At 72.1% G+C, this 25,155-nt stretch carries 21 protein-coding genes; 11 read left to right on the forward strand and 10 right to left on the reverse strand.

Translation table 11 applies throughout. The annotated features are described in order from the left end of the window. Positions 1-13 precede the first annotated feature (13 nt). Positions 14-448, reverse strand: coding sequence for a hypothetical protein (locus tag AC5677_RS27815; protein ID WP_497190649.1), 435 nt, complete (start codon positions 446-448; stop codon positions 14-16). Positions 449-578: 130 nt separating this feature from the next. Between AC5677_RS27815 and AC5677_RS27820 the strand changes: the two genes are divergently transcribed. Then, the gene (locus AC5677_RS27820) at positions 579-1,007 is read left to right on the forward strand and encodes a hypothetical protein (protein WP_497190650.1); all 429 of its coding nucleotides are present in this window, start codon (positions 579-581) and stop codon (positions 1,005-1,007) included. A 42-nt stretch (positions 1,008-1,049) separates the two neighbouring features. On the opposite strand, the gene AC5677_RS27825 is transcribed toward AC5677_RS27820, so the two are convergent. Continuing rightward, positions 1,050-1,967, reverse strand: coding sequence for a CAP domain-containing protein (locus AC5677_RS27825; RefSeq protein ID WP_497190651.1), 918 nt, complete (start codon positions 1,965-1,967; stop codon positions 1,050-1,052). A gap of 178 nt (positions 1,968-2,145) precedes the next feature. Between AC5677_RS27825 and AC5677_RS27830 the strand changes: the two genes are divergently transcribed. The 4 genes from AC5677_RS27830 (at position 2,146) to AC5677_RS27845 (ending at position 9,041) form a co-directional block, all read left to right on the forward strand. Beyond that, complete coding sequence (locus tag AC5677_RS27830) at positions 2,146-2,427, forward strand: acylphosphatase (RefSeq protein ID WP_497190652.1); 282 nt, start codon at positions 2,146-2,148, stop codon at positions 2,425-2,427. A gap of 381 nt (positions 2,428-2,808) precedes the next feature. Then, on the forward strand, positions 2,809-3,012 hold the full coding sequence (locus AC5677_RS27835) for a hypothetical protein (RefSeq protein ID WP_046925798.1): 204 nt from the start codon (positions 2,809-2,811) through the stop codon (positions 3,010-3,012). 363 nt (positions 3,013-3,375) lie between these two features. After that, positions 3,376-7,320, forward strand: a complete 3,945-nt coding sequence (locus AC5677_RS27840; protein WP_497190653.1) for an AAA family ATPase — start codon at positions 3,376-3,378, stop codon at positions 7,318-7,320. A gap of 302 nt (positions 7,321-7,622) precedes the next feature. Further along, a complete protein-coding gene (locus tag AC5677_RS27845; protein WP_497190654.1) occupies positions 7,623-9,041 on the forward strand; it encodes a sugar porter family MFS transporter in 1,419 nt (472 codons plus the stop codon). Between the two features lie 149 nt (positions 9,042-9,190). Here the strand turns inward: AC5677_RS27845 and AC5677_RS27850 are convergent, their stop codons facing one another. The 6 genes from AC5677_RS27850 to AC5677_RS27875 form a co-directional block, all read right to left on the reverse strand. Then, positions 9,191-9,892 carry a B3/B4 domain-containing protein gene (locus AC5677_RS27850; RefSeq protein ID WP_497190655.1) on the reverse strand — a complete coding sequence of 234 codons (702 nt, stop codon included), beginning with the start codon at positions 9,890-9,892 and terminating at the stop codon, positions 9,191-9,193. A 2-nt stretch (positions 9,893-9,894) separates the two neighbouring features. Beyond that, positions 9,895-10,506: a LysE family translocator gene (locus AC5677_RS27855; protein ID WP_497190656.1), complete on the reverse strand. Its 612-nt coding sequence runs from the start codon at positions 10,504-10,506 to the stop codon at positions 9,895-9,897. Positions 10,507-10,667: 161 nt separating this feature from the next. Next, positions 10,668-12,410: an ankyrin repeat domain-containing protein gene (locus AC5677_RS27860; RefSeq protein ID WP_497190657.1), complete on the reverse strand. Its 1,743-nt coding sequence runs from the start codon at positions 12,408-12,410 to the stop codon at positions 10,668-10,670. Between the two features lie 57 nt (positions 12,411-12,467). Next, positions 12,468-13,490, reverse strand: coding sequence for an LLM class flavin-dependent oxidoreductase (locus AC5677_RS27865; protein ID WP_497190658.1), 1,023 nt, complete (start codon positions 13,488-13,490; stop codon positions 12,468-12,470). Between the two features lie 91 nt (positions 13,491-13,581). Beyond that, a complete protein-coding gene (locus AC5677_RS27870) occupies positions 13,582-15,072 on the reverse strand; it encodes a purine-cytosine permease family protein (RefSeq protein ID WP_497190659.1) in 1,491 nt (496 codons plus the stop codon). A gap of 227 nt (positions 15,073-15,299) precedes the next feature. Further along, complete coding sequence (locus AC5677_RS27875) at positions 15,300-16,541, reverse strand: NAD(P)/FAD-dependent oxidoreductase (RefSeq protein WP_497190660.1); 1,242 nt, start codon at positions 16,539-16,541, stop codon at positions 15,300-15,302. 216 nt (positions 16,542-16,757) lie between these two features. On the opposite strand from AC5677_RS27875, the gene ftsY reads away from it, so the two are divergent. The 3 genes from ftsY (at position 16,758) to AC5677_RS27890 (ending at position 20,025) form a co-directional block, all read left to right on the forward strand. Beyond that, positions 16,758-17,996, forward strand: a complete 1,239-nt coding sequence (gene ftsY, locus AC5677_RS27880; protein WP_497190661.1) for a signal recognition particle-docking protein FtsY — start codon at positions 16,758-16,760, stop codon at positions 17,994-17,996. 162 nt (positions 17,997-18,158) lie between these two features. Continuing rightward, positions 18,159-19,094, forward strand: a complete 936-nt coding sequence (locus AC5677_RS27885) for a CPBP family intramembrane glutamic endopeptidase (protein ID WP_497190662.1) — start codon at positions 18,159-18,161, stop codon at positions 19,092-19,094. 40 nt (positions 19,095-19,134) lie between these two features. Beyond that, entirely contained in the window at positions 19,135-20,025 is an 891-nt protein-coding gene (locus AC5677_RS27890; RefSeq protein WP_497190663.1) for an alpha/beta fold hydrolase, read from the forward strand. 104 nt (positions 20,026-20,129) lie between these two features. Here the strand turns inward: AC5677_RS27890 and AC5677_RS27895 are convergent, their stop codons facing one another. Further along, positions 20,130-20,798 carry a bifunctional DNA primase/polymerase gene (locus tag AC5677_RS27895; protein WP_497190664.1) on the reverse strand — a complete coding sequence of 223 codons (669 nt, stop codon included), beginning with the start codon at positions 20,796-20,798 and terminating at the stop codon, positions 20,130-20,132. 503 nt (positions 20,799-21,301) lie between these two features. On the opposite strand from AC5677_RS27895, the gene nsdA reads away from it, so the two are divergent. Then, positions 21,302-22,780 (forward strand): transcriptional repressor NsdA, encoded by a 1,479-nt coding sequence (nsdA, locus tag AC5677_RS27900; protein WP_497190665.1) that lies wholly within the window; start codon positions 21,302-21,304, stop codon positions 22,778-22,780. 223 nt (positions 22,781-23,003) lie between these two features. Here the strand turns inward: nsdA and AC5677_RS27905 are convergent, their stop codons facing one another. Beyond that, positions 23,004-23,249: a hypothetical protein gene (locus AC5677_RS27905; protein WP_497196949.1), complete on the reverse strand. Its 246-nt coding sequence runs from the start codon at positions 23,247-23,249 to the stop codon at positions 23,004-23,006. On the opposite strand from AC5677_RS27905, the gene AC5677_RS27910 reads away from it, so the two are divergent. Both AC5677_RS27910 and AC5677_RS27915 read left to right on the forward strand, forming a co-directional pair. Continuing rightward, positions 23,152-24,492 carry an ammonium transporter gene (locus AC5677_RS27910; protein ID WP_497190666.1) on the forward strand — a complete coding sequence of 447 codons (1,341 nt, stop codon included), beginning with the start codon at positions 23,152-23,154 and terminating at the stop codon, positions 24,490-24,492. The two genes, AC5677_RS27905 and AC5677_RS27910, sit on opposite strands and share 98 nt — an antisense overlap. Next, positions 24,489-24,827, forward strand: coding sequence for a P-II family nitrogen regulator (locus AC5677_RS27915; protein ID WP_400070011.1), 339 nt, complete (start codon positions 24,489-24,491; stop codon positions 24,825-24,827). Before AC5677_RS27910 ends, AC5677_RS27915 begins: the two co-directional genes overlap by 4 nt. The last annotated feature ends 328 nt before the right edge of the window (positions 24,828-25,155 follow it).

Raw genomic sequence — 25,155 nt, forward strand, 5'->3', positions numbered from 1 at the left:
CGTCCCGGCCGCCCTACCACTGCCCCTCCCACCAGAGCGCGTCCGGGGAGTCGGCGTGGAGGTCCACCGCCTTGGCCAGGATCCGGGCATCGAGGGCCCACACCAGGGCGCGCAGCTCGCGGGCGGATTTCCTGGGCAGCCGGTGCAGAACGGATTCGAGCACCGAGCGGTAATACGTGGCGGTGTATCCCAGTCCGCCCTCGCATTCCCGGCAGGAGCAGCCCGCGTCGGGACGGCCGTGGGCGAACGCGCCGGCCGGCCGGCGCGCCAGGACCGACCAGTGCCAGAAGGCTTCGGCCGTCGCGCCCGGAGTCCGCCGGATACGTTCCAGCCTTCGCAGATGCGCCACACAGGCGCCGGAGAGACCGTCGATCGCCGGGAACCGCTGCCGGCCGTGATCACGGAGGGGGAGGTCGCCGCGTACGGCGGAGGGGCGCCTACGCGGCACGGCCCTTTCGGTACGACGTCATGGCGCGACGGTAGCAGGGGGAGTGGCCGGACCCCGAGCGGATTTCGGCGCCGCCCGGCCTCCGCGGACGTACGACCGTACGGGGCCCGCCCTGCGTTAGCCTCCGGAGGTGCGTAGCGATGGGGGAGTGGCGGCCTGGGTCGCCGAACGCGGGGCAATGCTGGGCACGGCCGGGCTCTCGGCCGCCTTCGACGCCTATCTGTGCACGCTGCCGTGGGCCGGGGCCGGCATCCGGTGGCAGGGGCTGCCGCACCGGACGCTCACGCTGGACGCGGATGTCCCGGACGAGACCGTGGTGGCCTGGGCCCGCCGGACCCCGGTGGCCGCGCACCGCCATGTGCTGATCATCGACTCGGCCCGCGAGCCCGGCGTGATCTGCCGGTTCGAGGACGGCCTGCGGGACTTCGAGCTGCTCACCGGCCGGCCGGATCTGTACCTGTGCGGGGTCGACATCCTGGACGGCGTACCGCACCCGGTCCACCCGCACTTCATCGAGCGACGGTCCTTTCACACCCTCACGGCACGGCTGTACGGGTGAACGCGCAGCGGCCGGGGCCCGCCCGGCCCGCCCGCGAACGCCTCAGAAGCCGAAGTCCTGGGTCCACCAGGGCCCGCCCGGACCGAAGTGGGCGCCCACACCCAGGGTCTTGTACTCGCAGTTGAGGATGTTGGCGCGGTGGCCGGGGCTGTTCATCCAGGAGTCCATCACGGACTGCGCATTGGCCTGGCCACGGGCGATGTTCTCCCCGCCGAGGTTCGGAATTCCCAGGTCACGGGCGCGGTCCCAGGGCGTGTGGCCGTCCGGGTCGGTGTGGTCGAAGAAGCCACGGGCGGCCATGTCGTCGCTGAAGCGCTGCGCCAGTCCGGCCAGTTGGCTGCTGGCGGTCACCGGGGAGCAGCCGGCCTGCGCGCGCTCCTGATTGACGAGGGCGAGCACCTGCGCCTCGGCCGACGACTCCGGGTCGGCGGAGGCCGACGGGGTCGCGGAGCTCTTCGGCGGCTTCGGCGCGGCCGTCGGGCTCGCGGTCTTCGTGGGGCGCTGCGAACCGGACTTTTCCGCGGGGGATTTGGCCGTACGGCGCGGGGCGGGCGAGGCGGACGGGGTCGCCGCGGAGGAGGGACGGCGGGCGTGCGGGGCCGTGGGGCGGTCGCTGCCGCGGCTCGCCGGGGTGCTGGCGCGGTCCGTCGGCGCCGCGGAGTTGCCGGCCTGCGGCCCGGCGTCCGGCAGCGAGTCGGCGCGCACCCGGTCACCGCTGCCGCCCAGCTCGAACTGGCCGCCGCCCGGGATCAGTCCGGAGGCCACCGCCACGGCTCCCATGGCCACCGCGGCGGACGCGCCGAGCAGCCCGGTGCGTACCGGCGTCATCCGGCGGCCGCGCGCCGCGCGATGTCCGGCGCGCGGGGCGGGACGCCCTGCGGCCGCATCCTCCGGTGCGTCAACAAGGTGAGCACCTATGGGTTCCGGCGCGTCGGGAGCAGAGCGTCGATGGCGGCCCATCCGCTGTCTTCCTTTCCCCGGTGCGAGCACCGGTTCCACTGCCGCGGCTACCGCCGCACTGCCTTCTCGGCGTCAAATCAACTCACCCGAACGGGTGAGTCTCGATGTCGGGGGACTGTACGCCATGGCATGCGGGGCCGAGGTGCTCACCGGGCAATTGGCCGGTTAACGTGCACACATGAAGGAAGAGGTCAGGGTGACCGCGTGGGTGCGCGGTCGCGTCCAAGGGGTCGGATTCCGCTGGTTCACCCGCGCGAACGCACTGCGCATCGGTGAACTCGCCGGATTCGCGAGCAATCTCGGCGACGGCCGGGTCCAGGTGGTGGCCGAAGGGCCGAAGGACCGCTGCGATCAGTTGCTGGACTGGCTGCGCACCGGAGACACGCCCGGCCGGGTCGACGGTGTCACTGAGATATGGGACACGCCCCGCGGCGGATACGACGGCTTCGAGATCCGCTGAAGGGCCCGCCGGAACTGATCCGTACGGCCGTCAAAAATGATCTTTGGGCTATGCCTTTGTCAGCTGCTCACAGGAGATAAGGCCTGGTGGTTGCCAACTCGGCCGACCCGTGCAAGGCTGCCGCTGTACGGATGATCTCCACACCCCCGCGGGACCTTTCTGGAGAGTAGGCGCAGAGCCGTGACGGCCGCGCACTCTCGGGCGCCCGAGGATACGGGGTGTGATCGTGTTGACCCTCAAACCTTTTGGTGAGACTCTGGAATCCCCGCGCACCTTAGCTGTTTGGCATTGAAGACACCGGTAATGGCAAGCACCGCGGGTGCGAATCCCTCACGACCCACACCGCTTCGGTCGGTCACTCAGTGTGGAGGACCATCCATCATGGCAAAGGCGCTTCTCGGTTACGTCGGCGGCTCCGACCCCCGAGTCCTCTCCGAGATGCGACGGCTTCAGCAGCGCGTCCAAGACCTTGAATCCGAACTTATTCGGATGCAGGCCGAAAACGACATGCTGTCCGCTGCCGCACGTCACGACGACTCGATGCTCGACATCGACGTACCCCAGGCGGAGCCCGCGCTCACCTGACCCCAACCCCAGGGCCGGTCGGGCTGCTCGCCAGCCGCTTGAGGCACCGCCGCTCTCTTCAAGATCTGCAAGGGACGCTTCGGCGTCCCTTCGTCGTTTCCCCGGTAGTGGGCGCAGTGGATTTTCCCGGCCGCCGATACGCGGTCGAAACCGCTGATTCCCCCGCTTTCGCTTTGCCCGCACGGCCTCTTCGGCCACACGGCGTCTTCCTTACCGCATCATGTGCCCTGCACATTCCCCGGTGAAACCGAAAATGAACGCCGCCGCATACCCGAGAGCCGTACGCACCGCGAAACGGCGGCGGCGACCGGCGGCGGAATGTTGGGGTCGCACCCCGACAAACGGCCGGTAGAGTCCAAAAGCGTGCATCTCAAGAGTCTGACCCTGCGAGGCTTCAAGTCCTTCGCATCCGCCACAACGCTGCGGTTCGAGCCCGGCATCACCTGCGTCGTGGGACCCAACGGTTCCGGCAAGTCGAATGTCGTGGACGCGTTGTCCTGGGTCATGGGCGAGCAGGGTGCCAAGTCGCTGCGCGGCGGCAAGATGGAGGACGTCATCTTCGCCGGCACCACCGGCCGGCCCCCACTCGGCCGCGCCGAGGTCTCGCTCACCATCGACAATTCCGATGGCGCGCTGCCCATCGAATACGCCGAAGTCACCATTACCCGGATCATGTTCCGTAATGGCGGCAGCGAGTACCAGATCAACGGCGACACCTGCCGGCTGCTCGATATCCAGGAGCTGCTTTCCGACTCCGGCATCGGACGCGAGATGCATGTCATCGTCGGACAGGGACAGCTCGACTCCGTGCTGCACGCCGACCCGATGGGCCGGCGGGGCTTCATCGAGGAGGCGGCGGGCGTCCTCAAGCACCGCAAGCGCAAGGAGAAGGCGCTGCGGAAGCTCGACGCGATGAAAGCGAACCTCGCCCGCGTCCAGGACCTCACCGATGAGCTGCGCCGCCAGCTCAAGCCACTGGGGCGGCAGGCCGCGGTCGCCCGCCGGGCCGCCGTCATCCAGGCGGACCTGCGCGACGCCCGGCTGCGGCTGCTCGCCGACGATCTCGTCACCCTGCGCCGCGCGCTGCGCGCCGAGATCGAGGACGAGGCCGCACTCAAGGAACGCAAGGAGGCCGCCGAGACCCAGCTGCGCACCGCGCAGCAGCGCGAGGCGGTGCTCGAGGCGGAGGTACGGGCGCTGACGCCGCGCGTCCAGCGCGCCCAGCAGACCTGGTACGAGCTGTCGCAGCTCGCGGAGCGGGTACGCGGCACGGTCTCGCTGGCCGAGGCGCGGGTCAAGAGCGCCGCGGCGGCCCCGCCGGACGAGCGGCAGGGGCGCGACCCGGAGGACATGGAGCGCGAGGCGGCCCGGATCCGCGAGCAGGAGGCGGAGTTGGCCGCCGCGCTGGAGGCGGCGAGCCGGGCGCTGGAGGACACCGTGGAACACCGCGCCGAACTGGAGCGGCAGTTGGCGGACGAGGAACGCCGGCTGCGCGATGTCGCCCGCGCCATCGCCGACCGCCGCGAGGGGCTGGCCCGGCTCAGCGGACAGGTCACCGCGGCGCGCGGCCGGGCGGCCTCGGCGCGGGCGGAGATCGGCAGGCTCACCGAAGCGCGGGACGGCGCCCAGGAGCGGGCGACCGCGGCGCAGGAGGCGTACGAGCGGCTCAAGGCCGAGGTCGACGGTCTGGATGCGGACGACGAGGAGCTCGGCGAAGCGTACGAGGCGGCCCGCCGGGAGCTGGCGTCGGCGGAGAGCGGGCTGTCCGCGGCGCGCGAGGCGCTGACCGCCGCCGAACGGGCACGCGCGGCGACCTCCGCCCGGCACGATGCGCTGGCGCTCGGGCTGCGCCGCAAGGACGGCACGGGCGCGCTGCTGGCCGCCGCCGACCGGCTCACCGGTCTGCTCGGTCCCGCGGCGGAACTGCTGACCGTCACTCCCGGCTTCGAGATTCCGGTGGCGGCGGCCCTCGGGGCGGCCGCCGACGCCGTCGCCGTCACGGGACCGGCCACCGCCGCCGAGGCCATCCGGCTGCTGCGCAAGGAGGACGCGGGGCGGGCGGCGATGGTGCTGGGCGGGGGCTTTGGGGCGGGTGTTGTGGAAGGGGCCGCGGAGGGCACTGAGGGAGGTGCTGTGAGAGGCGCCGCGGGGGATGCGTACACGGCGGCGGGCGGGGCCGGTGAGGCGGGCGATCCGGCGATCGGCCGGGTGCCGGGCCCCGCGCGGGTGGGGGCCGCGGAAACACATGGGGTGATCGGCCGACAGGGGGCGCCGGGGACGGGTGGGGACGATGCGTCCGGTGCGGCCGTGGGGTCCGATGGGAACGGAGCGGTGCGGGCAACGGGCGGTGCGTTCGGTGGGGCTGCCGGAGTTGCTGGGGCTGGTGAGTCTGCTGACACTGGTGGGACCGGTGAGGCGGTTTCGGCGTCCGTTGGTGTCGCGGCGGGTGAGGCCGGCGCCGTCGAGTCCGCCGTACCCCGGGTGCCCGGTCCCCGTTCCGAGCCGGTACGGGCCGATCAACTGGTGCGGGGCCCGAAGGAGTTGACGGCCGCGGTGGCGCGGCTGCTGCGGGATGTGGTGGTGGTCGGGACGCTGGAGGACGCCGAGGACCTGGTGGCGGCGCGGCCCGGACTGACGGCGGTGACGGCGGAAGGGGACCTGCTCGGGGCGCATTTCGCACAGGGCGGTTCGGCCGGGGCGCCGAGTCTGCTGGAGGTGCAGGCGTCCGTCGACGAGGCGGCCGCCGAGCTGGAGCGCCTGGAGGAGCGTTGCGAGGAGCTGACGGCGGCGCAGCGGACCGCGAAGGAACGGCGCGGCGAGTGTGCCGCGCTCGTCGAGGAGCTGGGCGAACGACGCCGTGCGGCGGACCGGGAGAAGTCGAAGGTCGCGGGGGACCTGGGGCGGCTCGGCGGGCAGGCGCGGGCGGCCGCGGGCGAGGCGGAGCGCGCCGCCGCGGCGGCGGCCAAGGCGGAGGAGGCGCTGCTGCGGGCCACCGAGGAGGCCGAGGAGCTGGCCGAACGGCTGGCGGTGGCCGAGGAGGACCCGGGCGCGGGTGACGAGGCGCCCGACACCTCGGTACGGGACCGGCTGGCCGCGGACGGGGCCAACGCCCGTCAGACGGAGATGGAGGCCCGGCTCCAGGCGCGCACCCATGAGGAGCGGGTGAAGGCGCTGGCCGGGCGGGCGGATTCCCTGGACCGGGGGGCGCGCGCCGAACGCGAGGCGCGGGCGCGGGCCGAACGGCGACGCGCCCGGCTGCGCCATGAGGCGGAGGTGGCCTCGGCGGTCGCCTCCGGCGCGCGGCAGCTGCTGGCGCATGTCGAGGTGTCGGTCGTACGGGCCGAGGAGGAGCGCGCGGCCGCCGAGCGGGCCAAGGCCGAGCGGGAAGTGGCGCTGGTGGCCGAGCGCGAGCAGGGCCGCGAGCTCAAGTCGGAGCTGGACAAGCTGACGGACTCGGTGCACCGGGGTGAGGTGCTGGGCGCGGAGAAGCGGTTGCGGATCGAGCAGCTGGAGAGCCGTTCGCTGGAGGAGCTGGGGGTGGAGCCGGCCGCGCTGATCGCGGAGTACGGCCCCGACCAGCCCGTACCGCCCTCGCCGCCGGCCCAGGGCGAGGTGCTGCCGGAGGACCCGGAGCATCCCCGCAATCAGCCGGTGCCCTACGTACGGGCCGGCCAGGAGAAGCGGCTCAAGGCCGCCGAGCGGGCGTATCAGCAGCTCGGGAAGGTGAACCCGCTGGCGCTGGAGGAGTTCGCGGCGCTGGAGGAGCGGCACCAGTTCCTCAGCGAGCAGCTTGAAGACTTGAAGAAGACCCGGGCCGACCTGCTACGGGTGATCAAGGAGGTCGACGAGCGGGTCGAGCAGGTCTTCACCGAGGCCTTCCACGACACGGCCCGGGAGTTCGAGGGGGTCTTTGCGCGGCTCTTCCCCGGCGGCGAGGGCCGGCTGGTGCTGACCGATCCCGACGACATGCTGGCGACCGGGGTGGACGTGGAGGCGCGGCCGCCGGGCAAGAAGGTCAAGCGCCTGTCGCTGCTCTCGGGCGGCGAGCGGTCGCTGACGGCCGTGGCGCTGCTGGTGTCGATCTTCAAGGCGCGGCCCAGTCCGTTCTATGTGATGGACGAGGTCGAGGCGGCGCTGGACGACACCAATCTGCAGCGGCTGATCCGGATCATGGAGGAGCTGCAGGAGAGTTCCCAGCTGATCGTGATCACCCATCAGAAGCGGACGATGGAGGTCGCGGACGCGCTCTACGGCGTATCGATGCAGGGCGACGGCGTTTCGAAGGTCATCAGCCAGCGGCTGCGGTGACCCGGCCCCGGTCGGCGACGGCGCGGGCGCTGTGAGAGGGGCTGCGAGCGGGTGCGCCCTCCGGGTCGGCGCCCCCTCCGTACCCTCCGTGACATCTCTTTACGACTTGAACGAAGGGCGCTCGGGACCCCTCAGTTCGTGTCGGGAAACGAATTCATCACGGCCTATTGACTTCGAAACTTGAAGGCATAGTCTCTGCAACGTCGCTTTTACCTTCAAGTGGTGGGTACCCCCAACCTATGCGCCACTGGAAGGGCCAGCCCCCGACGCCCGGCAGCGCAGCCGGGCCACTGGAGTTCACGTTGACCAGCACCGCGCAGCCAAAGGTCCCGGAAGGCCGCAAGGCACACCCGGACCATCTCGGCCATGTCATCTTCATCACCGCGGCTGCCGCGATGGGCGGCTTTCTCTTCGGCTATGACAGCTCCGTCATCAACGGTGCCGTCGAGGCGATCCGCAGCCGCTACGACGTCGGATCGGCCGTTCTCGCCCAGGTGATCGCCGTCGCCCTGATCGGCTGCGCCATCGGCGCCGCGACCGCGGGCCGGATCGCCGACCGGATAGGCCGTATCCGGGTGATGCAGATCGCCGCGACGCTGTTCACCATCAGTGCGGTCGGCTCCGCCCTGCCGTTCGCCCTCTGGGACCTGGCGTTCTGGCGGGTCATCGGCGGCTTCGCGATCGGTATGGCCTCGGTCATCGGCCCGGCCTACATCGCCGAGGTCTCGCCGTCCGCCTACCGCGGCCGGCTCGGCTCCTTCCAGCAGGCCGCGATCGTCATCGGCATCGCCGTCTCGCAGCTCGTCAACTGGGGCATCCTCAACCTCGCCGGCGGCGACCAGCGCGGCACGATCGGTGGCCTGGAAGCCTGGCAGTGGATGCTCGGCGTGATGGTCGTGCCCGCCGTCCTCTACGGTCTGCTCTCCTTCGCGATCCCCGAGTCGCCGCGCTACCTGATCTCCGTCGGCAAGATCTCCCGCGCCAAGGAGGTGCTGTCCGAGGTCGAGGGCCACACCGTCAACCTCGACACCCGGGTCGTGGAGATCCAGGAAGCGATGCGCAGCGAGCACAAGTCGAGCTTCAAGGACCTGCTCGGCGGCAAGATGGGCTTCCTGCCGATCGTCTGGGTCGGCATCGGGCTCTCGGTCTTCCAGCAGCTCGTCGGCATCAACGTCGCCTTCTACTACTCCTCGACGCTGTGGCAGTCGGTGGGCATCGACCCGAGCAGCTCGTTCTTCTACAGCTTCACCACCTCCATCATCAACATCATCGGCACCGTGATCGCGATGATCTTCGTCGACCGGATCGGCCGCCGCCCGCTGGCGCTGATCGGTTCGGCCGGAATGGCCATCGCGCTCGCCCTGGAGGCCTGGGCCTTCTCCGCCAAGACCGCGGCCGGCACCCTGCCGACCACCGAGGGCACCGTGGCCCTGATCGCCGCGCATGTCTTCGTGCTCTTCTTCGCGCTCTCCTGGGGCGTCGTGGTCTGGGTCTTCCTCGGCGAGATGTTCCCGAACAAGATCCGCGCCGCCGCGCTGGGCGTCGCCGCCTGCGCGCAGTGGATCGCCAACTGGGCCATCACCGCCAGCTTCCCGAGCCTGTCGGACTGGAACCTCTCGGGCACGTACGTGATCTACACGGTCTTCGCTCTGCTCTCGATCCCCTTCGTGCTCAGGTACGTCAAGGAGACCAAGGGCAAGGCGTTGGAGGAGATGGGCTAACCCCCCGCCAGTCCGTCTCCTCAGTTGTGGCTGCTGCCCCGGCTCACCCGAGCCGGGGCAGCACCGTTTTGCGGGGCGCGGGGCGCGGGGCGCGGGGCGCGGGGCGCGGGGCGCGGGGCGCCGTACCCGGTGGCGGCCGCGCCGGTCGCCTAGCCGTCGAAGGTGAAGTCCGGTGCGGAGGGCGTGAGGACGGCCGCCTCGGTGGTGACCGGCCAGTGCGCGGTCAGCGCTTCGGTGAGCGTCTTCAGCAGCTCCGGCACGATGTCCGCGCCGCCTTCGTGCAGGGCCTCCGTCACCACGAGGATCCGGCCGGTGTGCTCGCCGACCGCCGAATGGCCGCTCTGGCGGTGGGTCCAGCGGCGGGCGTGGGCCCGTCCGGCGGAGTCGACGAAGGTCACCTCGCCGGGGGCGGGGTGTTCGGTGCCGCCACCGAAGGGCGTGTAGTGCTCGTCGCCCCGGGCGTGACGTACCTCGAGCAGCGGGCCGGTGATGCGGTCGGCGTCGAGGGCCGCGACCGGGACCGCGAAGGCGACCGAGATCGCGTTGCACAGGTCCACCACCGGATGGATGCGCGGCAGTGCCCCCTTGTTCCGCAGCTGACGCAGCAGCGACTCCGAGGCGCACCGGTACTTCGTCGGCTTGAGCCCCATCCGGGAGAAGGCCCGCCGCCAGGCCAGTACTTCGGGGAACTCGCTCTCGGTGGCGTCTGCCAGCCGGGCCGCGGCACGGGCGGTGTATGCCGTGGTGTCCGGTCCGACGTCGGCGGCGGCATCCACACCGGTGGCGTACAGCGCGCCGGCGGTGAGCCGGGGAAAGCCGGACCAGAGGGCGTCCGCATGGCGAAAGCGCATGGTCACGCCACCGCCAGCCGCACGCTCAGGCCCACGAAGCAGGCCGCGAACACCCGGCGGATCCCGGTCATCACCGCGGGCCGGGCCAGTACGCGGTCCCGCACGGCGGCGGCACACATCCCGTACGCGGCGAAGACCACGAAGGTCAGCGCCATGAAGACCGCGCCGAGCCGGAGCATCGCACCGACGGACCCGGACCCGGACCCGCCGGCGGGGACGAACTGCGGGAGGAACGCGACGAAGAACATCGTGAGCTTGGGGTTGAGCAGATTGACCAGCACCCCGGAGACGATCACGCGGGCCGCCGGCCGCGGCTCGGCCCCGCCCTCGACCACCAGCGCCTCCTTGTCGCGCAGCGTCGCCCAGGCCATGTACAGCAGGTAGCCGACGCCGAGGTACTTCACCGCGTCGTACGCAACGGCGCTGGTGTGCAGCAGCGTCGCGAGACCGCTGATCGTCGCCACCAGATGCGGCACGATGCCAAGGGTGCAGCCGAACGCGGCGATCACACTCGCCCGGTGGCCGTGGGACAGCCCGGCGGCGAGGGTGTACACCACGCCGGTGCCGGGGGTGACCACCATGACCAGGGTGGTCAGCAGGAACGCGATACTCAAGGGGACCTCCGCAACGTTCAAGGTCATCTCACCCTGCTGTGGTCATGGTTCGGCGGACAGAGCCAAAGTGGGCGGGATCCACCGGTCCATACGCGCGGGAGACGCCCGGCACGCGTGGGAGGCGCCCGGCGGCGGGCGTCGGCGCAGCAACCGTGGCCGTACTACCCGAGCAGCGGGCTGCCCTCGGGTATCTCCACCCAGCGCCGCGGCAGGCCGTCCACCGGAGCCATGTCCCTGACCCGCAGTCCCGCCATGGCGGAGGCGTAGGCGAGCGCGGGGGCGCCGTGCATCTCCTTCGGTATGCCCCAGTCCCAGAAGCGGTACAGCCAGTGCGCGTCGGGAGAGTCGGCGCCGTGCGTCGGCAGACCGATCTCCTCGGTGAGCTCGGTGCGGCCGTCGCGGGAGAACGTGCCGAAGGTGCCGCCCTTGGGGTTGAAGAAGAGGCCGTAGGCGGTCGTGCCGGGGGAGAGGGCATCGAGGACCGGGGCCGTGCCGAGCAGATACGACGAGAGCTGGACCAGCACACATCCGCCCGGCACGCCCGTCACCCCGACCTGGCGTTCGGCCTCGTCGAAGTCATAGGGATCGAAGCCGTCCGGGCCCGTGCCGTAGGGGCCCGGATCCGCGTCCGGATCGGGCGCCGGGCAGAGGAGCGGGTCGCCGCCGAGGCGCCGTATCGCCTCCTCCTCGTCGATGCCGGGAACGAAGGCGGCCGCCAGGCCGAAGGTGTCCACGCCCTTGAAGACGGCCATCCGGTCGTCGGCCTCCTGCTGGGCGGCGCGCTCCGCGGCCGTCAGCGCAACGGCCCCCGGCAGATCGGCGAACAGCGGCGCCATGGCCGTCGTCAGGGCCAGCCGGCCCGGCGAACGGCCGCCGATCACCGGGCTCCAGGCATCGGCGCCGGCTCCCAGCAGCAGCGCGGCGTTCGCCTCCGCGCCGTGGGTGACGGCCTCCCACAAGGGGGTGCAGCCCTCGTCGTCCCGGGCGTCCACATCGCGCACCCGTGCGATGAGTTCGGCGACGATCTCGGGCGGGCTCCCGGCGGCGGCCAGATGCAGGGGCGTCACCCGCGAGTCGAGGCCGGTGGCGGCGGGGTCGGCGCCCGCCGCCAGGCGGGCCCGGACCAGCTCCGGATCCTGCCAGTCGTGGCGGGTCATGCCCTCCCAGTCGCCGCGCGGGCCGTCGACGGCGGTCGGGCCCTCTTCCCGGAACGGAGCCCACAGCCCCGACGGCTCCTCCTCCGAGGGCTGAGCCAGGATCTCGTACGGCCCGAGGGGCGCGGTGAGGAAGCCCTGCGGCTGCGCACCGGCCACCGCGGGGGCGGGCGGCCCGGCGTCCGGCCAGATCTCCCGCACGTCACCGGCCGCCGCCCGCAGCACGGCCGCGTCGATGACCGTACAGGTCTCGGGCACCTGTTCGTCCGGCCACGCGACGGCCAGCCGGGCCGGTCCCGCGGGCGGCAACTGCGAAAGATGCAGCTCCATTTGGTAGTGGAAGGCACCGCCCGTGCCGCTGATCAGCCGCAGGGCCGGGCGGGCCGGTCCGCCCGCGGGCGCCTCGCCGTCGAGCGTGGTGACCGTGCTCCCGTCGGCAAGCAACAGGCCCACGCGCAGCCCCCCGGCTCCCGGGCCGTCGTCGTACGAAGGGTCCCGCGGCCGGATCCGCCGCAGAAAGAGCCCCAGACGCATCGTCACCGACCCCGGCCAGACCTCCCACCCGGTGAGCACGATCCGTACGTAGGGACCCGCGCCGACCTCCGCGACCTGCGGCAGCTGCGCCGGCACGAACCAGTGGTCGGGCGGGAAGTCCTCGTCCTCAACCGGCTCGTAGGCACCCAATGCCATGGACCCGGCCGGTGGTGCGGGCAGTGGTTCGCCGGTGCCCTGACCGTCGCAGAAGTTCATGTGACAGATAGTGACACCCGCCACTGACAACGCCGCCCGGCCGGGCGACGCCGCAGGTCAGCCGGCCGCACCACCCGCTGCGCCGGCCCCGAGCCGGGGCAGCACCCGCTCCGCGAAGAGATGCAGCGAACGCCAGCCCTCGTCGACCGGCATCCCGCCGCACAGCGGATGCAGAATCAACGAGCCCTGCGCACCCGCCTCTTGGGCCAGCCGTACGCACTCGTCCGGCGTGACGATCCGGTAGACGCCCTCCTTGCGCAGCGCCTCGGTGTCCGCCGCGGCGGAGCGCACCGCCGAGCGGATACCCGCGGACTGCCAGGAGGCGTAGGTCTCCGCCTCGTGCAGCAGATGCGCGCCGTACGCGTCCCAGGTGCGGTCGGGATCCTCGGAGAGGTGGAGCAGGCAGGTCCGCTCGGGCGGCTGCATCACCCAGCCCTCGGTGCCGTGTTCGGCGCGCTGCGCGTCGTAGTAGGCCGCCAGCTCCGGGAGATGGGCGCTGGGGAAGAGGGGGAGCCCCAGGCGGGCGGCGCGCCGGGCCGCGGCCCGCGAGCTGCCGCCGATCAGCAGGAGGGGATGCGGCTGGGTGTACGGGCGCGGGGTGACGCGGACGGTACGCCCCTGATAGCTGAACGGTTCGCCGGTCCATGCGGCGAGCAGCGTCTCCAGCACCTCGTCCTGGAGCGCGCCGCGGCGCTTCCAGTCCTTGCCGTGCGCCGCGTACTCCGCTTCCCGGTAGCCGAGTCCGGCGACGGTCATCAGCCGGCCGGCGCTGAGCAGGTCGAGCACGGCGATGTCCTCGGCCAGCCGCAGCGGGTCGTGGAGCGGGGTGATCATGGCCGAGACGGTGACGCCGATGCGGCGGGTGGCGCCGAGGACGGCGCCGGCGAAGGTGAGCGGGGAGGGCATCCAGCCGTTGGTGGTGGCGTGGTGCTCCTCGGTCTGCACCATGGTCAGGCCCCGGTCGTCGGCGAAGGCGGCCATCTCGACGGCGGCGCGGTAGCGGGCGGAGAGCGCCTCGGGGGTGGGCGAAGGGTCGACGAGGTTGAAGCGCAGGACCGTGATGGGCGTGGCAGCAGACATGACGACGTCCCCTTCGCCGGGCGGTGGGCGAAGGGGACGCTAGCTGACGTTGCGTCAGATCACCAGGGTGCGGGGGCCGCGGCCCGGCCGGTCAGCCGACCCCGGCAGGCTGCGGGGCCTCGTCGGCGGTCCGCTCGGACGCCTCGGCCGGGGTCCGCTCCGCGGCCGCGGGCAGCACCGCGAAGACCGCCGCGGATATCGCGATCGTGGCCGCCCAGCCCAGGCCGTTCTCGCCGACCCAGGTGGTGGCCAGCGGGCCGGTGAACCACTGGACCTTGGTGAAGCACAGGCCCGCGGCCAGCGCGACGCCCCAGGCGGTCATGGCCTGCCAGCAGAAGCCGCCGGCGTACCAGTAGCGGCTGGTGGGGCCGGTGTTCATCAGGCTGTCGCCGTCGTAGCGCACCGCCTTCTTGCGGCGCCGCGCCATGTCGATGCCGTAGACGCCGATCCACGCGGAGAAGGAGACCGCGAGCAGCGTCAGGAAGGCGATGAACTGGCCGATGAAGTCCTTGGCCACCAGCATCATGAACAGGCCGCCGACCAGGCTGATGACGGCGTTGATGCTGACCGCCAGGGCGCGCGGCAGCTTGACGCCCATCGTCTGGGCGGTGAAGCCGGCGGAGTACATCGACAGGCTGTTGATCAGCACCATCCCGACCAGCGCGGTGATCAGGTACGGGATCGCGAGCCAGGTCGGCAGGATGGTGCCCAGGAACGACATCGGGTCGGTGTTCTGACCGGCCAGCTTCGGGCTGGAGACGGCCATCACGCCACCCATCAGCACCATCGGCACCATCACCAGGGCGGCACCGGAGACGGTCGTACCGGCGATCTTCTTGCCGGAGACGGAGTGCGGGAGGTAGCGGGCGAAGTCGGGGCCGGTGGGGACCCAGCTGATGCCGCCGGCCGCGATCGTGCCGATGCCCGCGATCACCATGGCGGTGGTGCCGGCCTTCTTGGCGAAGATCGCGTTCCAGTCCATCGTGGCGATCAGATAGACCAGCACCATGATGCTGAACAGGCCGAACAGGTACGTCGAGTACTTGTTGCAGACGTTCAGCGCCTTCCGGCCCATGCCGCTGACCAGGTACGTCACGGCCACGAAGGCGAGCAGGGTGACGACGATCAGGACGTTGTTGCTCTTGATGCCGAAGCACAGATCGAGCACGGTCAGCACGGCGTAGGCACCGGTGACGGCGTTGATCGTTTCCCAGCCGAAGCGGGCGACCCACAGGATCGAGCCGGGGAAGTAGTTGCCGCGCACCCCGAAGGCGGCCCGGGAGAGCAGCGCACCGGGGGCGCCGCCCCACTTACCGGAGACCGACAGCACGCCGACCATGCCGAACGCGACGGTGGCGGCGACCGCGGCGACCAGCAGGACCTGCCAGAAGTTCAGCCCGTTGTTGACCACCAGGGAGGCGCCCATGGTGAGCAGCAGCACGCTGATGTTGGCGGCGACCCAGGTGGGGAAGAGTTCGCGGACGCGACCCTGGCGCTCGTTGTCCGGGACGGGCTCGATGCCCCGGGTCTCGACGGCGCCGTCGTTCTCGGGAGTGGCGGGGGACGTGGTGCTGGTGCCCATAGGTGCGGTGTCTCCGTGCGGGGGGGGATCTGGGCACCCCCGGTGGGGGAGGGGTGCAGGCAGCGGCTGTGGTACCTGGCCGAAATTGGCTGCCAGGACTCTACGCGCGTTGAGCGGCTGGGGGCCATCGTACTTTGAACCGACTTCTACTCGTACATACCTTTGGGCCCTCCGACAAGGGCGGGCGTCACACACCCTCGTCGGAGTGACCAGGCACACGCCGCTGATCAGGCCGGGGACGGTGCGGACCGCCGCTGGCTGACGCGGTGGTCGGCCCGCCGCAGCAGCTCCTGGGGATCGTCGACCGGCGGCGAGATCCATGTCTCGTTGATGGCGCGCTTCAGCTCCTTCGCGAAGCCTTCGGGGCCCTGGCGCAGCGTGCGGTCGAAGCCGGTGGTGGCCACCGCGCCGGCCGCGCCGAGGTCCAGGCAGGTGCTGTACGGGTCGGGCGCGAAGTCGACCTCCGGCAGGCCGAGCAGACCGGCCGCGGCGTTATGGCCCGCCGTCTTGCCCAGCGGCGTCGCGTGCTGGCAGCTCTGCAGCACCGTGTGGCCGCCCTCGGCCGTGGCCGCCGCGGTGTCCCCGGCCGCGTAGACGTCGGCGACGCCCCGCACCCGCAGCCGGGTGTCCACGGCGAGCCGCCCCAGCTCGTCGCGCGGTGCGGGGATCTGCGCGGTCAGCGCGCTCGCCCGCATCCCCGCGGTCCACACGGCCGTACGGGCGGGCAGCGCGCTGCCGTCCGAGAGGCGGACCTCGTGCGCGTCCAGCCCCGTCACGGTGACCCCGAGGCGGCGTTCGACGCCCAGCTCGTCCAGCGCCCGGGTGATCACCGGCCGGGCCGCCTCGCCCAGCGCCTCCCCGACGGCCGCCGCGCGCTCGACGAGCGTCACCCGCACCTCGTCCGCGGCGCCGTACGGGGCCGCCTTGGCGCGCAGTCGGCCGACCAGCTCCGTGGCGATCTCCAGCCCGGTGAATCCGGCGCCGACCACCACCGCGCTCCAGCGGTCCGGCCCCTCCGGTCCGTGGGGCAGCGCCCGCAGATGGTCCTCCAGCTTCACCGCGGCGGCCAGCGTGTCGATGTCGTGCAGCAGCTCGGCGCCGGGCAGATCGGGCCGTACCACCGCGCTCCCGGTGGCCACGATCAGCCGCCGGTAGCCCACCTCGGTACGGGTGCCGTCGGCGGTGGTCGCGCCGACCCGGTGGCGCTCGGTGTCGACGCCGGTCGCGGTGGCGGCGATCCGGTGGACGCCGACCGGGCCCAGCACCCGGTCGAGCGGAACGCGGAAGCCGGCCGGGTCGGCCTGGTAGAGGCGCGGACGGATGGTCAGGTCGGGGAGCGGGGTGAGCAGCGCGACCCTGGTGCCTGCGGCCGAGGGGTGCTCGGCCGTACGGCTGCGCAGCAGGCGGGTCGCCGCGGCGGCGCTCCAGAGTCCGGCGAAACCGCCGCCCAAAACCAGGACATCAAACATCCAGATTCTCCTTCCGGTGCTCCGCGGGCGGGTCCCGGGAGATGAATCCGGATATTACACATCCAGAATCAATCTGGAGAGTGACAATCCAGAATCCCTCAACGGGGGCGCACGGATGCCGGATTCCGCATCCCCGCAGCCCGCCCCAGAGGCCCGCAATCCGGGTCCGGCGCGTGCAGTCCCCACCGGCGGGCCGTGACTGATACTGGAGGGGTTATGGAAACCGTCATCCTTGCTGTAGTCATCGCCGTGGTCGTGCTCGGCGCGATCAGCGGGCTCATCGTCAGCGGCCGCAAGAAGAAGCAGCTGCCGCCGTCCCCGCCGGCTGCCCCGTCCGCGCCCTCCACCCCCTCCGTCACCGCACCCCCCGCGGAACCGCACGTCGGTGAGGAGGCCGAAACCCCCCGCGACGAAGAACGTCGCACCATCGAAGAAGTCGGACTGCCCGAGGCCGAGGCGGAGGCCCCCGCTCCGGCCGCCGAGCCCGAGGCGCCCGCGGCCCCGGCCGTCGAGGTCCCCGAACCGACCGCCGGCCGCCTGGTACGGCTGCGCGCCCGGCTCTCCCGCTCCCAGAACACCCTGGGCAAGGGCCTGCTGACCCTGCTCTCCCGCGAACACCTCGACGAGGAGACCTGGGAGGAGATCGAGGACACCCTGCTGACCGCCGACGTCGGCGTCACCCCCACCCAGGAACTCGTCGACCGCCTCCGCGAGCGCGTCAAGGTCCTGGGCACCCGCACCCCCGACGACCTGCGCGCCCTGCTGCGCGAGGAGCTGCTCACCCTCATCGGCACCGACGCCGACCGCACCGTGCACACCCACAACGGCATCGGCAACGGCGGCGAGGAGATCCCCGGCATCGTGATGGTCGTCGGCGTCAACGGCACCGGCAAGACCACCACCACCGGCAAGCTCGCCCGCGTCCTGGTTGCCGACGGCAAGTCCGTGGTTCTCGGCGCCGCCGACACCTTCCGCGCCGCCGCCACCGACCAGCTGCAGACCTGGGGCGAGCGGGTCGGCGCCCGTACCGTCCGCGGCCCCGAGAACGGCGACCCCGCATCGGTCGCCTTCGACGCGGTCAAGGAAGGCATCGCCGAGGGCGCCGACGTCGTCCTGATCGACACCGCCGGCCGCCTGCACACCAAGACCGGCCTGATGGACGAGCTGGGCAAGGTCAAGCGGGTCGTCGAGAAGCACGGCCCGGTCGGCGAGGTCCTCCTCGTCCTGGACGCCACCACCGGCCAGAACGGCCTGGTGCAGGCCCGGGTGTTCGCCGAGGTCGTCGACATCACCGGCGTGGTCCTCACCAAGCTCGACGGCACCGCCAAGGGCGGCATCATCGTCGCCGTCCAGCGCGAGCTCGGCGTACCGGTCAAGCTCGTCGGCCTGGGCGAGGGCGCGGACGACCTCGCGCCGTTCGAGCCCGAGGCCTTCGTCGACGCGCTGATCGGCTGACGCCGTCAGGGCGCCGCGCCCCTGGCTGTCCCCGGCCCCCGGACCCGCACCTGGCGGGCACCGGGGGCCGACGTCCGTCCGCGCCCCCTGGGGAACACCGCAGGATCAGGTGTCGGGACAACCCCATTCCCCGCCCGTGGGGCACGCCCCTAGCGTCCCGCCATGACAACTTCCTCCGAGGCGCCGGCCTCGTTACCGCGGCGCCGCGGCCTGACGGTGTTCCTGGGCGTCGCCTATCTGGGCATGTGGGTGGCCATGACGCCGCTCCTGGTCACGGGATTCACCCGGACCGACGGGCGGGCGGAGACCGGTGCCCTCGCGCAGTGGTGCATCGCCGCGGCGATGTGCGCGCCGGCGCTCGCGGCGGTCCTCGTGATCCACCGCATCGAGCGGAGCGGCCGGCTGCGGGACGTCCTCGCCCTGCGGTGGCCGACGCCCTGGACCCGCGCCGTACGGGCATGCCTGGTGGCCCTCGCCGTCCCCGCGGGCCTGACCGCCGCCGCCCTGGCCATCGGCGCCGCGGCGGGCGTCTACCCCGCGCAGGTGCCCCCGAGCGGACTCGGCCCCTGGGCGGCGGCCACGCTGCTGGAACTCGTGGCGTCGCTGCCGCTGTTCTTCGGCGAGGAACTGGGCTGGCAGGGCTATCTCTTCCCGCGCCTGGCAGGCGACGGACGGCGCCCCCGCCTGATCGCCGCCTACCTCGCCACCGGCATCGCCTTCGCGCTGTGGCATCTGCCCACCCTCCTGATGGGCGGCCAGTACCCCGGACGCCCCTGGTACGTCGCCGTGCCCGCGATGGTGGTCAGCTGCACGCTCGCCCTGCCGGTCTTCACCTGGCTGCGGCTGCGCTCCGGCTCGGTGATCCCCGCCGTCCTCGGCCATGCCTTCGTCAGCACGGCCGGCGTGGGCATGGTCAAGGAATTCGCCGCACCCAACGCCCGCCCTGACCCCCTGCACATGGGGCTCTTCGGCTGGCCCGGCTGGCTCGCCATGGGCGCCTTCGTCGCCTTCCTCGCCCTGACCGGCAGGCTCCGCACGACGCCGGACCGCGCGCCCCGCAGCGCCCCCGGGAAGCTGCCGGCCTCCGCACGCGCATAATTCCCGGCCGAACGCACCCCGCACTGGGCACGCTGGGCCCATGACGCCGCACATCACCGCCCCGGACCGCACCGGCGCGGAACACCTCCCCGACGGACGACTGCTGGGCTGGGCCGAATGGGGCCCGGCGGACGGCACGCCGGTACTGCTCTCGCCGGGCGCGGCCACCAGCCGGACCCTGGGATTCGGCCCGGCGGCCGTCGGCGCGCTCGGGGTCCGGCTCATCGGCCTGGACCGGCCCGGCCTGGGGGCCTCCTCGCCCGCGCCCCGGCGCACCTTCGCCGGCTTCGCCGCCGACGTACGGGACTTCGCCGCCCGGCGGGACCTGGGCCGGCCCGCCATGGTCGGCAATTCGCAGGGCGCGCCGTTCGCCCTCGCCTGCGCCGCGCACGACGTGACCGGCGCGCTGGCGGTGGTCTCCGGAGCGGACGAGGTCGCCGCCCACCGGTTCGCCGGGGCGCTGCCCGGCCAACTGCGGCAACTCGTCGATCTCGCGGTGTCCGACCCGGACGCGGCCGAGCGGCTCTTCGCCGGGTTCACCCCGCAGGCCATGTGGGACATGGTCATGACCGGCAGCCCGGCGTGCGACCTCGCCGTCTACGAGGAGCCCGCGTTCGCCGCCGCCTATCGCCGGGCGCTGGCAGAGGCCTTCGCGCCGGGGCCGCAGGGGTATGCGCGGGACACCGTGCTCGCCATGGGCCGGTGGGACATCGACCTCTCCGCGATCCGGGTCCCGGTCGACCTCTGGTACGGCGAACAGGACACCACCCACTCACCGGACCAGGGAGCCGGCCTGACCGAACGGATCCCCGGAGCCGTCCGGCACCTCGTTCCGGGGATCGGGGGCGCGGTGCTGTGGACCCACGCCGAGGACATCCTCCGTACGCTCCTCGACCGCACCGGGTCGGCGGGACCGGCCGACGCGCCGTAACGGGGCAATGCACCGTGACGGGACCGACGCGCCGTACGGGACGACGCGCGGTATGGGGATGACGTACGGCAACGGCCAGGCAACCGGGGCGGTTCGGATCCGGCTCAGACGCAGACGCGCGCGCAGAGATACGCCAGGGTGCCCACGACCAGCCGCGCCTGCGGCGGCCGGGCGGCCGTTTCCAGGGCGGGCGGGCGCAGCCAGCGCATCGGGCCGTGGCCGCCGAGGTCGGACGGGGGCGCGGTGATGTGGTCGCCCTTGCCCAGCGGACGCAGATCGAGATCGGCGTCGTCCCAGCCCGTGCGGTAGAGGAGGCCCGGCAGGCCGGCGGCCGCGCCGGGGGCGACGAAGAACAGGGCGCGGCCGGTCGGGGTGGCGGCCACCGGGCCCAGCGGCAGTCCCATCCGCTCCAGCCGGGCCAGCGCACCGCGGCCCGCCGCCTCCGGGACGTCGAGGATGTCGAACGACCGGCCCACCGGCAGCAGCACCGCGGCGCCCGGCGTCCGGGCCCAGGCCGCCGCGGCCTCCTCCAGCGTCGCCCCCGCAGCCACCTCTTTGGCGAAGTCCAGCGGATGCGCCCCGGGGGAGGGGCAGTCGGCGACGCCGCACGAACAGTCCGCACGGCCGCTGCCGGAGCGCGCCGCGCGGGCGCCGGGAACGACGTCCCAGCCCCACAGCCCCGTGTACTCCGCCACCGCCGTGATCTCGGACGAGCGGGCGCGGCGCCGCGCGCCGGACCGAATCTCCCGGAAGCCGCCGATCGTGAAGCCCATACCCCCTCCAACGGGTGCTGTGTGCCTGTGGTTACGAGTCGGCGAACCGCCGGGCGGACCCCAACTGCCGTGCTGCGCCGCCGCGTCGACAGCCGGCCGGCCGGTCGTGCAGGTGGTGCGGCGCGATGCGGTGCGGTGCGCCGGGTGGTGCGGTGTGGGCCGCACTCCCTTGTGCGCTTCGGTCCGCCCGGCCCGTTCCGACCCCTGTCAAGTCAATCGCGAGAGCCCGCCGGGCAGTTCATTCAAAGGGGTGGCGAATGGTGGCGTTTCCGTAATCGCCCTCGCGGGGGGCGTGATCGTAGGATTACTTTCGGTACACGAACCCCGGAGAGGCAACACTCGCACGGGTATGCCGGTGGCAACGCACCGGTCCGGCACAGGCCAAGAGGTGTGGCCGGAAGACGTGATCGGGTAGATGTACCGCGGACAGGCGTCGCAACGGGCGGCGTCCTGTGAAGGGTTCGCACCAAGCACCGGGCAACGATCGGGATGGGGGCTACCAAGTGGCCGGCAACGGCGGCACGGGCGGCACCGACGCCGTCAAACGACCCAACGCACAACTGGGTTCGTGGTTCATGCGCAGCGGCTGGTCCAAGGGCGAGCTGGCACGGCAGGTCAACCGCCGGGCGCGCCAGATGGGCGCCCACCACATCAGCACCGACACCTCGCGGGTACGCCGCTGGCTCGACGGCGAGCAGCCGCGCGAGCCCATTCCGCGGATCCTGTCCGAGCTGTTCTCCGAGCGGTTCGGCTGCGTCGTCGGCATCGAGGAACTGGGTCTGCGCACCGCCCACCAGTCCCCGTCCACCTCCGGCGTCGACCTGCCCTGGGCCGGCCCCCAGACGGTCAACCTCATCAGCGAGTTCTCCCGCAGCGACCTGATGCTGGCCCGCCGCGGTTTCCTGGGCACGTCCCTGGCACTGGCCGCCGGCCCCAGCCTGATCGAGCCGATGCAACGCTGGCTGGTGCCGGTGCCTGCCGGGCAGGGCGGCGTCGACGTACCGCAGGACCGTGCCCGGCGGCCCGCCCGGCTCTCCCGGCCCGAGCTCGAACTCCTCGAGTCCACGACCGCGATGTTCCGGCAGTGGGACGCCCAGTGCGGCGGTGGCCTGCGCCGCAAGGCGGTCGTCGGCCAGCTCCACGAGGTCACCGACCTCCTCCAGGAACCACACCCCGACGAGATCTCCAGGCGGCTGTTCAGGGTCGCCGCCGAGCTCGCCGAGCTGGCCGGCTGGATGAGCTACGACATCGGGCTCCAGCCCACCGCCCAGAAGTACTTCGTCCTGGCCCTGCACGCCTCCAAGGAGGCAGGCGACCGCCCCCTGGGCTCGTACATCCTCTCCAGCATGAGCCGCCAGATGATCCACCTGGGCCGGTCCGAGGACGCGCTGGAGCTGATCCACCTCGCCCAGTACGGCAGCCGCGAGACGGCCACCGCCCGCACCCAGGCGATGTTGTATGCGATGGAGGCCCGCGCCTACGCCGGAATGGGCCAGCCCAGCAAGGTCAAGCGCGCCGTACGGATGGCCGAGGACACCTTCTCCGACGTGCTGCCCGGCGAGGCCGAACCGGACTGGATCCGCTTCTTCTCCGAGGCCGAGCTGAACGCCGAGAACGCCCACTCCTACCGCGACCTCGCCTATGTCGCCGGCCGCAGCCCCACCTACGCCTCGCTCGCCGAGCCCGTCATGGAGCGCGCGGTGGAGCTGTTCGGCAAGGACCCCGAGCATCAGCGGTCATATGCCCTCAACCTCATCGGCATGGCCACCGTCCATCTGCTGCAGAAGGAGCCCGAGGCCTGCGCGGCGATGGCGCAGCGGGCGATCCCGTTCGCCAAACAGGTCCGCTCCGAGCGGGTCAACACCCGGCTGCGCAAGACCGTGGACACCGCCGCCCGCGAGTTCTCCGGCGTCGCCGAGGTGGTCCGGCTGAGCGACGAGCTCTCCCGCCAGCTTCCCGAGCACGCCGCGCAGGCCGTCTGACCCCATCCGCCCCCGGCCCCCGCCCGCGGCCGCCGCCCCGTACAGCCCGACTCGGCTTCCCCACGCCAGGTCATGCGGGAGCGGCACCGCGGGCGGGCTCTTTTTTGCGCCTGAGCCGGCGCCGCATTCGCGGAGGGGGTTGATCGCCGTGGGGGTTGCTCAATGGGTGGTTACTCGATGGGGGGCGGTGGGGCGAACGGGTGAACGGGGGCGCGGGCGCAGTTCACCGTGGCGTAACACGCAGGGCGTCTTCGTCACTGGTGCGAAACACCGGCAAGGTTTGGCCGAAACCCCCCTGCGACAACCTCATCGCGAAGTCGGCCCACCAGAAACACGCCCGCACGGGCCGCATCGACGACGAGGAGACGCCGATGCCCCCAGGCATCCTGACGTTGGCAGCAGACAAGGCCACACTCAGCCCGGCGAACACCGGATTCATGCTGATCTGCGCCGCACTGGTGATGGTCATGACCCCCGCACTCGCCTTCTTCTACGGCGGCATGGTCCGGGTCAAGAGCGTCCTCAACATGCTCATGATGAGCTTCATCAGCCTGGGCATCGTGACCATCCTGTGGGTCCTGTACGGCTTCGGGCTCACCTTCGGCACCGACAAGGGCGGCTTCATCGGCTGGGACAGCCACTTCGCCGGCCTCAGCGACATCGGCCTGACCCAGCTGTGGGGATCGACCACCATCCCGATCTATGTCTTCGCGGTCTTCCAGCTGATGTTCGCGGTCATCACGCCCGCGCTGATCAGCGGTGCGCTCGCGGACCGGGTGAAGTTCACCGCCTGGGCGCTGTTCATCGCCCTGTGGGTGACCGTCGTCTACTTCCCCGTCGCCCACTGGGTGTGGGGCGAGGGCGGCTGGCTCTTCAAACTGGAGGTCATCGACTTCGCCGGCGGCACGGCCGTACACATCAACGCCGGCGCCGCGGCACTCGGCGTGATCCTCGTCGTCGGCAAGCGCATCGGCTTCAAGAAGGACCCGATGCGGCCGCACAGCCTGCCGCTGGTGATGCTCGGCGCCGGTCTGCTGTGGTTCGGCTGGTTCGGCTTCAACGCCGGCTCCTGGCTCGGCAACGACGACGGGATCGGCGCGGTCGCCTTCGTCAACACCCAGGTCGCCACCGCCGCCGCGATGCTCGGCTGGCTCGCCTACGAAAAGCTCCGCCACGGCTCCTTCACCACCCTGGGCGCCGCCTCCGGCGCGGTCGCCGGACTCGTCGCGATCACCCCGGCCTGCGGCTGCGTCAGCCCGCTCGGCGCCATCGCGGTCGGCGCCATCGCCGGTGTGCTGTGCGCGATGGCCGTCGGCCTGAAGTACAAGTTCGGCTACGACGACTCCCTCGACGTCATCGGCGTCCACCTGGTAGGCGGCGTCACCGGATCCCTGCTGATCGGGCTGTTCGCCACCGGCGGCGTGCAGAGCAAGGCCAAGGGCCTCTTCTACGGGGGCGGCTTCGAACAGCTCGGCAAGCAGACCGTCGGAGTGGTCTGTGTGCTGCTGTACTCGCTCGTCGTCTCCTACATCCTTGCCAAGGCCATCGACCTGGTGATGGGCTTCCGGGTCGATGCGGACGAGGAGATCTCCGGCATCGACCAGGCCGCACACGCCGAGACGGCCTACGACTTCACCGGTGCGGGCGGCGGCGCGATGGCCCGCAAGGGCCCGGCACTCGGCGAGACCCTGACGAAGAAGGTGGACGCGTGAAGCTCATCACGGCAGTAATCAAGCCGCACCGGCTGGACGAGGTGAAGGAAGCCCTGCAGGCGTTCGGCGTGCACGGACTGACCGTCACCGAAGCCAGCGGCTACGGCAGGCAGCGCGGCCACACCGAGGTGTACCGCGGCGCCGAATACACCGTCGACCTGGTGCCCAAGATCCGCATCGAGGTGCTGGTGGAGGACGCGGACGCGCCGGAGCTGCTGGACGTCGTCGTCAAGGCGGCCCGTACCGGCAAGATCGGGGACGGCAAGGTGTGGAGCGTGCCGGTCGAGGACGCCGTCCGGGTGCGGACGGGGGAGCGCGGACCCGACGCGCTGTAGCACCTGGCCGCCCGCGGCTGCCTGTGGTGGTGGACCGGCGCTCGCCGGGGGAGCGCCGGTCCACCGCGCGGGGCTTGTCCTGAGGGGTGGTCGAACGGATCCCGTAGGGGATGCAGGCGCCCCCTGCGGGGCCACAACGCGGCGGGTGCGGGGCGGTATTCCCGGTTCCCGCTTGCCGGTTGGCGATTGCCGGTTGGCGGTTCCCGCGGCCCACCGAGTGAGCGGCGGAGCGCGGCCCACCGAGTGGGCGGCGGCACGTGGCGCACCGAGTGAACGGCGGAAGGCGGCCCACCGAGTGAACGGCGGACGCGGCCCACATGAGCACACC

Source organism: Streptomyces sp. JLSY215 (assembly GCF_059682825.1).